Consider the following 9832-nt stretch of genomic DNA (forward strand, 5'->3'; position numbering starts at 1 on the left):
CCTCTGGAAGGCTTGTGTTTGCTGGGTTGAAGATATTTTTAGCAGAGATGATGCTGTTTGTAAATAAGAACCTGTCCCCCATTTCTTCCATCAGAACTGTTTCCCTGATCAAGATCAGCACCAATGAGAAAGCAAACAGGACTAAGAGTATCAGCGCACTGATTTCTTAGAAAGAGATATGCTCACAAAGCTGTTTTCAATCTTTTCTTCCAAAGATTTACGCATGGTTTCAATGACCTCGTGGATTTCACCCACTTTTCGGTCAGGATCAAACTCCAGAAAAATTTCAATAAAAACACTTGATCCGGTTCTTCGCGAGCGGACACCGTGAAGCTGGGCATAATCATGATAAAATTTCGCCAGTTCCCGGGTGATGATCATCTGATATTTTTCTTCGAGGGTTCTGTCCAAGAGATCAAAAAGAGATGTTTTGATCAGTCCGTAGAAGGAATAGATGATGACCCCGCCTAATGCGAGGGATATGACAGGATCGATATAACGCGACCATGCGTATTCGCGCAGAAAAATCATGGCCAACAGGCTGACCAGTATCCCGCCGGCGATGACCGTGTCAGACATTGGCACCCGCCACTGAATGTCCGTAACCGGAGAAGGGATCCTTTTATAAATCCGATAGTTGCGAATCCAGAGATAACCGCTTGCAATCATGGATGCCAGCATGACCACGGCTCCCATGGCCAGGTGGGCGGGATCAAGGGGAACGGGTGACAAAATCCTCCCTATGGACGTGTAGAGGATATAACCAATGGAAAGCACAACAAACCACCCGCCGATCACGCCAATGAGGTTTTCAACTTTTCCTGCGCCGTAGTCAAAATTGTTGCCCATCCCTTTTCTCATTTTGTAAATAATGAATAAGAGCATGGCATTGGCGATAAAGACATTCAAATCACCGAGGAGATCTGCATACAGTGTCATAGAATTGGCAAGGACTGCAACAATTATGGACGGACCGAGAAAGGCCAGGTCCATGATGACAGAGATGAGAGCCGTTCGTTCCTTGGTGGCAGCGGCTTGGGCTTTGTTTGAATCGTTCATGATCGTATTATGAAGTTCTCTTTTAAAATATTGTAAAAAAAGTTGTAACTATTCAACTATGGCTCTGGTCTGACTGGGAATCAGACAAAAGACATCCGCTCTCTATACCCTGCCGCATCGTGGTCGTATAGTCCCCCAATTAAAAGCACAGGGCATAAACACCTACAGGGAATTGGTTATTGCCCCCTGGCGGATTATTTACAGAATATCTGATACGGTCGTATTTGTTTTTCCAGTCATTGATTCCAGACGAAATCTCGAAGATATTCTGTTCCACAGATTCACCAGATAAAATGCAATTCCTTCCAGCAGGATGGGAGGATGCAGCAAAGAAGTCGGCCGGGCGCGTTGAAGCGGAAACGAAAGTTCGTAAACGCTGCTGCTGATTTGTTAACAGCCTGTCAAGCAAGGACTTTTTCACGCTGTTAAGAGTGCTGTTGATACATTACAATCCAAAAATCAAAGTGTTTTATTCTCAGATGGTTATCCTGTTCACTGTCCGGCTGAGGGCTGCAGATATTTTTTCCGGGCCAGCCGCCATGCCACAACAAAAAATGCAGTCAAAGGTATCGCCAGGATCATGCCCAGTATACCTCCAAACGCCTTACCCCAGAACAATACAGCCACAATTATAGCCAGAGGATGCAGCCCTGTACTCTTACCCATAATCCTCGGAGTCAGCAGATAGCTTTCCACAACCTGTACAGCTGCAAACACACCAAGAACCATAATCAGCAGAATAAGTCCGCCTCCTTCCTGGAAATAGGACAAAGGAAGAACAATAAGCAGTCCGAGAATACTTCCCAGATAAGGAATAATATTAAGCAACCCGATGATTATACCAAGAAAGGCCCCGAATTTAAGCCCGGATAGAGAAAAGCCAATGGCCATCAGAACTCCCATGATTAAGCCGATGACTATTTGCCCGCGGAAAAAAGCAACCACGATCCTGGCGAATTCCCGGGCAAGAAAAGCAAAATCTTCACGGATACTTTTCGGGATGAAAGAAAGCTGTTCTTCCATAGTACTGACCGGATCCTTATCAGCCAGCAGAAAAAAGAACAGGTAGACGGGGATAATTACAACTCCTACAGCAAGGGTAATAAAATTTCCCAGGAAATCACCAATAGTGCCCAGTGCGGGACGAGATGTCTCGTAAACATCCTGGAGCTGCCCAAAAATGCCTTGCACAAAACCAGATGCATTGGTTGAATCCAGAAAATCATCCACCCAGCCGGAAAAATAAGGAAGGAACTTTCTCAAAAAGTTACCAAGGTTTTCCAGCAAAACCGGAAAATACTGTATAAAAGACTGGGCCTGAGTCAAAACTACCGGCAAAATCAAAGCAGTGATGAGCACAAGGAAAACTGCCATCAAAAAGTAAAGCACAGCTATCGATGCCATACGTCCGGCTCTAAGACGGTGCTGAAGCCACAATACTATCGGCCTGAGCAGCAAGGCCAGTATACCGGCAATGGCTAAGGGCCAGAGTATTTCTGAAAAATATGTTACGATCCAACGCAGTGAAAAAAAGACAACAAGAATAAAGGCAGCAATAAGAGCAAGTCCAAGAGTCACCAGTGAATAGCTTAGCACCTTGCGCTGAAAAGGACTGAAGAATTCTAAATTATCCTGGTTTGCCATAACTGCCTGATAAATATTCTTACGAGTTGATTAAAAAGCTTTGTATAGTTGATCATTCTTGAACTGGCAAGGGTATTGAGCGCATTTGACAGAGTTATATCAACCCCTTGGCTGGTTTTGTACCCAACTTCCAGCAAAATCTCCAAACTCTTATTGAGCACCGGTTGCCCTGCGTGTCCCACGAGCTAACCCATATTTTCCTCAATTTTCGGCCTTTGACTAGATTTCTGGGCAGTTAATTGTACGCCATTCTGGCATTAAAGAATTTTGCGTGACAGGATTCTTGCCTTAAATGATAAATTAATTTAATTTTTTATCTTCCATGGCAATTCTTAGAACATTTCAATAACCTGAGAAACTTATGATGCACCTGGCAGCCCGAATAGATCTGGAAACTCTAAAAAATAATATTGCTCTGGTTCAAAGCCATGTGCCTGATGACATAAGGATTATGGGAGTTGTCAAGTGCAACGCCTATGGCCATGGCCTGTTTCAGACATCTAAGACCATGGTCGAATCAGGCGTGGATTACTTAGTCGTTTCCGGACTAACTGAAGGAATAAATCTCAGAAAATCCGGTATCGACTGCCCGGTATTAGCATTAAACGACCCCCTTTATCTTCATCTTGAACATGCCCTGAAATATAACCTGAGCCTGACAGTGGCTGACTCAGAGTTTGCCCTGAGACTTGCCGCATATAACCCGGACATTACCCAGAAGTTTCGGGTTCACATCAAGGTTGATACCGGCCTGGGCCGATTTGGACTTAGCCCTGAACAGGTTGAGGAGGTCATGGCCATGCTGGATCAGACCCCGCACATCCAGGTGGACGGAATCTACAGCCATCTGGCCTGTACATTTCAAAGCGACGCCAGGAGCAACGCATTTACAACTAACCAGATCCAAACTTTTGACCGGCTGCTTGACAGGCTTGAAAAATCAAACCTGATGCCGGACATGGTACATCTCGGCAGCTCCACAGGATTACTTGGTTTCCAGGATCAGGTATGTAGCTCCAGGCTGAATGCGTTGCGAATAGGCACTCTATTTTACGGATATGCCGAAAGATTGCATGGATGGGAGACAGAGCCGACTCCAATAGCTCAAGTCTCTGCCAGAATCATTCAGGTCAGGGACGTGCCTCAAACATCTTATGTCGGCTACCACTGCTCCCATCAAATGAAAAAAGACGGCCGGATTGCAGTCATGCAATGCGGTTTTGATCAGGGGCTGCATGGCGTACTGCCCGGTAAATTACTCCCCCTGGTCCATGGCAGAGAGTGCCCCCTCATTGGCAAACCTGCTCTGGCCCAGAGCATGCTGGATGTCAGCGACGTACCTGAAGCCGCGCCAGGCAATGAAGTAATCCTGGCAGGCCCTGGCATAAACTTATATCAGGCGGCCCAAAGCGCTGGTAAGGGAATTTGGGAGGTTCTTCTGCCTCTTCTGAAAAATGCTGAAAAAACCTATACTTATGGCGGGAAAGTCCTATGCGCAGAAACCAGAGCATAATCATCCTGTCCATTGTCATTCTTTTTTTCTCCCTGTCATTCATGGTTGTTCTGGTTTCCAATTCCTTTGAAAAGATATTTGTATCCTCTGAGCTTACCAGATACGCAGTACCGCAAAAGGATTTCAAACGAAAAATCGAGGCAGCCCTGCGTTTTGGAAAGTCCCTGGACAATCTTATAGGTATTGAAAAGGAAATGGCGGGATATGCGGCCATGTACGATGATCTGTCCAACATCGAGATATATGGTGCGCGCCAGAACCTTATTTACAGTATCGAACCTCTGCCCGAAGATCACCCCGGCTCAACGGAAATACATGGTAAAAGGATTGATTCACCTGACCCGTCCATGGAAATCATGGATACCGGCGATACTTATCTGATCATTTTACCCCTGACTGGACCAGCAGAAACCTGGATGGGAACAACAGCCCCCACCGGATCCCTGGTTGGCAACCTGGTATTTTCATTCCACAAACATGAGATAAAATCCGAGGTCCTTGATTTCTGGGGAAAAAGGCTGATGCTTGGCGCATTGATTGCAGTCTTTGCTGGAGTAATACTGTTCAGGTTGCTTTCAAAAATACCCAGACTTAACGTCCATGACCTGCGCAAACTTATTTTCTTTCGGGTCCTAACGGTAATTGTTCTGACCCAGGCCGCTTTTGCAGGCATCAGCGTATATCAATTTCACAGCGACCATGTTCAGTTGGTCAGGGAAAAGGTTCAGGCCCAGCTTGGCCTGCTCAGGTCTGATATGGAACGGGTTCTGGCATCGGGAATCGGTCTGGACCGGATTGCCCGGATGGATGATTACCTGCTGGAAATAATTGAAACCAATCCTGAAGTTGCCTCCATGAAAGTCCTGGACAACGCCGGAAATGTTCAGGCTTATGCTTCCAAAGAAACTCTGAAAGATACTTCCGCTCCAAAGGACAGAAAAGTACAAGATGACCTGTGGGTAGCAGTACCCCTGAAAAAAATCACCGATGACTCGGTCATAGGAGAAATCCGGGCGGTCTTAGACAAATCTTCCATGAGAAAACTTATCAGCAAGCTGCTTCTGGATTCATTGACCATCGCTCTTATTGCTTCGCTGCTCATCGTGGAACAGATATACTTCATGATTTCCCGCATCCGCAGGAAAAAAAGAGAGATCAGTGAAAACAGGACTGACCAGGATGTTCTGGATAAGCTGATGCTGGCCAGATTCGCTGCCTTTGTCTTTTTGCTGGCCTTTGCCATGCCCATGTCTTTCGTGCCGCTGCAGATGCGTGAGCTGTACACGCCCATCCTTGGGCTGCCAAGAGATGTAATTCTGGGACTGCCTATTTCCTTAGAAATGCTCTGCGCTTTGGGGGCATCTCTTGTTGCCGGTGCTGTGGCGGACAAACGCGACTGGCGCACACCCTTTGTATGCGGAATACTGGTGACATCCACAGGGTTATTTTTCAGTGCCCAGGCCAATACTGGAGTATCCTTTATCCTTGCCAGAGGCGTGTGCGGACTGGGTTACGGTCTTTCCTGGATGGCCCTGCAGAACTTTCTTTTTACCAATTGTACCCCCACTACACGGGCCAGAGGCAGCTCCCATTTTGTAGCCGGACTTTTTTCCGGACATATCTGCGGCACAGCCCTGGGCGCCATGCTGGCTGAGCGCATAGGCTATTCACCAGTGTTCCTGATAGCCATGCTCGTAGCCCTGACATCTCTGGTGTTCTTTATGTTTTTTATGCGAGACCTTAAAGGACAGACTGTCCCAGTATCTTCGGCGGTACCAATACAAGCGAGCTCACTGGGGAGTTTTATAGCCGACCGTAATGTATTTGCCCTGATTTTTTTCTGCGTTATCCCCTTTTCCGTCTGCCAGGTGGGTCTGCTCTTTTTTGCCACACCCCTTTACCTGAACGAGCTGGGCATCAGTCAGTCGGATATCGGCAGGGTTCTTATGATCTATGGTCTGTCAGTTGTTTATCTGGCTCCTCAACTAAGTAAAATAGTGGACCGCAGAGAAAACAAGAAGCCTTTTATTGTGGTCGGAGGACTCCTGGGAGGATTAGGACTTAGTCTGCTGTACATACATCAGGGTTTCTTAGTGATAGTAATAGCCATTTTTCTCCTTGGCCTGGCCAGCAGCATCGGCAGTTCTGCCCAGACAGCATTTGCTTTGAAGTTAGAAGCAACCAGGGAGTTCGGAGTGGGCAAAGCCATGGCCATTCAGAGGGCAGCGGACAAACTGGGGCAGATGCTTGGCCCCTTAGCACTTGGAGCGCTCATGTCCGGAATATCCATTTCCCAGGGACTGGTGGTTCTCGGGCTTGGTTATATGGTGCTTTCCATTCTTTTCCTTTTTCTGGTTAGAGAAGGCTCGCTGGGGAAAAAATGACCCACATGAGCGACTCTGTCATTTTTCCCTCCATAGGTGTTGAGCTTGAGATGCCCACAGCCCATGTGCAGACCGGCCAGACTCATCCTGTTGGTCCATTTTTCCGCAATCTGCAGCAGATCAGAGAGTTGCGGGGGCAAAAAGGGGAACTGCTGGAATATAATGGCAGAGACTATGGGTTAGAGTTTGAAGGAGGCCTGCACTCCATTGATAACGGTTTTAACAACCTTGAGAGTTCCCTTGGGCCAGTCCCACAGGAAGCGGACGGCTTAAATCAGCTGCACAGCCTGATCAATCTGGAACTTAAGGACATTTACGCTGCCCTTGACCGGGAAAAGGCCATGGTCATAAACTTCAGCGAACATCCTGATGTTCAAATAAGCCGGGAATTTTATACCTCTGTCCGGGCGCCGCGCTCCATTTATGAATATCAGGTGGGTTACCGCGGATGGAACCACATGTCTGGATTCGATGCCAAGGCCCAAAACAGTCCGAGCACTGAAATAGATCTGGATAACGCCGTACTCGGGCTCAATTGCCTTATAGGTCTTGCTCCGGCATTTATCGCCCTGTATGCCAACAGCCCCTTTGAGGAAGGCAGGCTTACCGGATTCAAGGAAAACAGGCTGAGCATCTGGGCCAGGCAAATGAACTGTTCCAGAATGCCGGGTGACAGGAAACTGCACCAGGCTCCAGACAAACCCTTTCGCAACCTGGCAGACTATCTGAGATGGATGTTCGGGCCGGGAACCAGCATGTGGTTTGTGTCCCAGGCCGACCATGTCAAAAACCCCATGGATATGTACCTGATCCCCAATGACCCTCCCCTGCTGAACTTTCTCCGGTCCGGGCCATGTCAGGGAAGATCTTTTTTCCACAACACTGAAAAAAAAATTGTTCCGCATATTCGTCATCTGGTTTATCACCAGTTCACACAATACACCGACTGCAGGCTGCGGTACGGCCTGAATGACAATGGACCTGAATTGGGCGAATTCATGAATGTCCTGGACAATAATCCGGACAAACTGGAAGAATTTCTAAAACCTTTTATTAATTTCTGCTATCTTGAAGGCCGGGCTGCCGGGGCCAACTATCCGGACGCATATCTGACCGGGCTGGATCGGACTGAAATTTCCCGTTCACTTGTTGTCTCACCTGGCGCACTGCAGTACGGGCTATTGAAAAATCTTCACCAGACTGCCATGCTTGTGGAAAAATACCCTTGGGCTGATCTTCTAAGCTTGCGCAATGAAGCTGCCCAAAACGCCCTGGAAGGTGAATATAATGGAATGAAAGTCAAAGACCTTTGCAGGCAGGTTGTGGAAACAGCTGCACAGGGGCTTGATCCTGATCAGCAATGGATGCTGGATTATCCGTTATGGGTATTGCAGACTGAAAAGACCGGCGCAGACCGCGCCCTGGATCGTATAGACAGCATGACCGGGTCTATCAGAGAAAGAATCAGAAAACTTATACTGGAAAGAAGAACCGTTCCCATCTGACAAAATCACTTTCATTGCAACTTACAAGCGACTTGAACCATTCAAGCAATAAGTTCAAAACAGTTACAAACTGATCAATCCGTACTTACCGGGGCTATATGGTCATAGATTTCATCAGCTGCAGCCAGGACATCAAAGGGGGGATTGAATCCTATGGTCTCAGCTGTTCTAAGATTGATGGCGATTTTGGGGGGAGCAGCCCACCTTTGCTCAAGGTTTCCGGGTTTGGCCCCATTGAATATCCTGGCAATTGTCTCGGCATGGAAAAAGCCGACATAGGCAAAGTCAGCATGGGCTATGCTCAGCAGGGCACCATGTTTTACAAACTCTGATCCAGGCATGGCAAAAGTAGCCACTTCATTTTTAAGGAGTGGATCAAGCAGGTGGGGCAGAGTGGACAGATTTTCTCCCCGGTGAACCGTGATATACATGGCCTCCACCTCGGGTGCCAGCTCTGAATAACACGCCTGAGCTTCCTGTGAAGCCTGCTCGAGAGTAACATCGCTGTTTCGGGCATGGCAGGTTTTCAGTTCAAATCCGCGCTCACTGGCCACTTGTTCGGCATCACCAACAGCAGCAAAGGTCCGGCCTTCCCGGCTGTCCTCAAAAACTAAACCCATTGTCCTGAAGCCGGTAATATCATGAAACAGACGCAATTGACGCATGTACCTGTCAGGTTCTATTTTGGCGTGCAAATGGTCAAATCCTGAATCTTCAGCACTTTTTATTATTCCTGATCCCAGAGGATCGCTGGTAGAGGCGACCACTGTAGGGGTGGAATGTTCATCATTAGCCAGATCCTGGCCGGCCCAGGTCCCCATGGCCAAAATAAGATCCAGATCCTTTTGATTATTCAGCCGGTCAATCAGTTCCCCCTTGGTCTGCATTCGCTGCTCAGCCTCAAATTCCGATGTATAAAAGGCGTCCTTAACAAATTCCACATAGTCTGACTGAACATTTTCAGCCACCCACTGCCAGGCCTGCTCATGATCCGGGTTATATTCTTCCGGCAGATCCATGGGCTCGATCCAGCCCAGTTCAATAAGACCTTCCACTGTCCTGAAAAAAATGATCTGATAGTCAGGGAACATCCCACCTTCCAGATAACCTATACGCCATTTCTGACCGTTGTTATCCACTGGAGTTACAGGATATTGCTGTGCCCATGATAATGACATGAAAACCATAAGCATAAAAAAGGCCGGAATAGTTGATTTTAGATAGTGCATAACCACCTCAGGAAGGTTTTGATACATATTATTGCTCAGTACGCTCGGTTAAAAAAATTGATACTACTTAAGGAAACAGATATCAACCAGATCTGCTTTACCTGCCGAATCAGATATTTCAGTAAAGGGTGTACATTCGTTGAGGACTGACTTACATTTTTATTGTAATCATCCACTCGCTCTATCCGGAAACTTATGCAATTTTTTGTCGTAATGAGTTAAAGCCCCAGGCTGAACAGCCGTTTCTACGAAGGTTCTGGAGATTCGGCAAACTAAGCGTAAACTGACGTACAAGTAACTTGAAGCGTATAATCAATAAATTCAGAACATTACGGTTTTGCCATGCAGATTGCTTCGGTCGCTGTGGCTCCCTCGCAATGACAGGTTTTGCGTAACTTCATCTGCCCCATGTGTCAGGATAGATGTCGCCTTGGATGAATTTTGAGGGAGGGCCAAGAGGAGGCCCCCCGGGGGGCCTCCTCTTGGAGCCAAATATCT

Annotated in this window: 7 protein-coding genes; 4 read left to right on the plus strand and 3 right to left on the minus strand. The window is 47.3% G+C overall.

The features are described from left to right. Positions 1 to 150 precede the first annotated feature (150 nt). On the minus strand, positions 151 to 1059 hold the full coding sequence (locus LZ23_RS10225; RefSeq protein ID WP_045213882.1) for a cation diffusion facilitator family transporter: 909 nt from the start codon (positions 1057 to 1059) through the stop codon (positions 151 to 153). A 79-nt stretch (positions 1060 to 1138) separates the two neighbouring features. Here LZ23_RS10225 and LZ23_RS23465 point away from each other — a divergent pair, with 79 nt between their 5' ends. Next, a complete protein-coding gene (locus tag LZ23_RS23465; protein ID WP_269745173.1) occupies positions 1139 to 1351 on the plus strand; it encodes a type II toxin-antitoxin system RelE/ParE family toxin in 213 nt (70 codons plus the stop codon). A 200-nt stretch (positions 1352 to 1551) separates the two neighbouring features. Here LZ23_RS23465 and LZ23_RS10235 read toward each other — a convergent pair whose 3' ends face one another. Next, a complete protein-coding gene (locus LZ23_RS10235; RefSeq protein WP_045213886.1) occupies positions 1552 to 2703 on the minus strand; it encodes an AI-2E family transporter in 1152 nt (383 codons plus the stop codon). Between the two features lie 361 nt (positions 2704 to 3064). Here LZ23_RS10235 and alr point away from each other — a divergent pair, with 361 nt between their 5' ends. Genes alr through LZ23_RS10255 form a run of 3 tightly spaced genes read left to right on the plus strand, consistent with a single transcriptional unit; the run spans position 3065 to position 8105 of the window. Continuing rightward, positions 3065 to 4216, plus strand: coding sequence for an alanine racemase (alr, locus tag LZ23_RS10245; protein ID WP_045213889.1), 1152 nt, complete (start codon positions 3065 to 3067; stop codon positions 4214 to 4216). Further along, positions 4195 to 6600 (plus strand): MFS transporter, encoded by a 2406-nt coding sequence (locus LZ23_RS10250; protein WP_045213891.1) that lies wholly within the window; start codon positions 4195 to 4197, stop codon positions 6598 to 6600. Before alr ends, LZ23_RS10250 begins: the two co-directional genes overlap by 22 nt. Positions 6601 to 6605: 5 nt before the next feature. Beyond that, positions 6606 to 8105: a glutamate-cysteine ligase family protein gene (locus LZ23_RS10255; RefSeq protein ID WP_198145961.1), complete on the plus strand. Its 1500-nt coding sequence runs from the start codon at positions 6606 to 6608 to the stop codon at positions 8103 to 8105. Positions 8106 to 8179: 74 nt separating this feature from the next. Here LZ23_RS10255 and LZ23_RS10260 read toward each other — a convergent pair whose 3' ends face one another. Further along, positions 8180 to 9361: an ABC transporter substrate binding protein gene (locus LZ23_RS10260; protein ID WP_052507299.1), complete on the minus strand. Its 1182-nt coding sequence runs from the start codon at positions 9359 to 9361 to the stop codon at positions 8180 to 8182. Positions 9362 to 9832: the final 471 nt, after the last annotated feature.

Origin of the sequence: Desulfonatronovibrio magnus (assembly GCF_000934755.1) — a bacterium.
GTDB classification, from domain to species: domain Bacteria; phylum Desulfobacterota; class Desulfovibrionia; order Desulfovibrionales; family Desulfonatronovibrionaceae; genus Desulfonatronovibrio; species Desulfonatronovibrio magnus.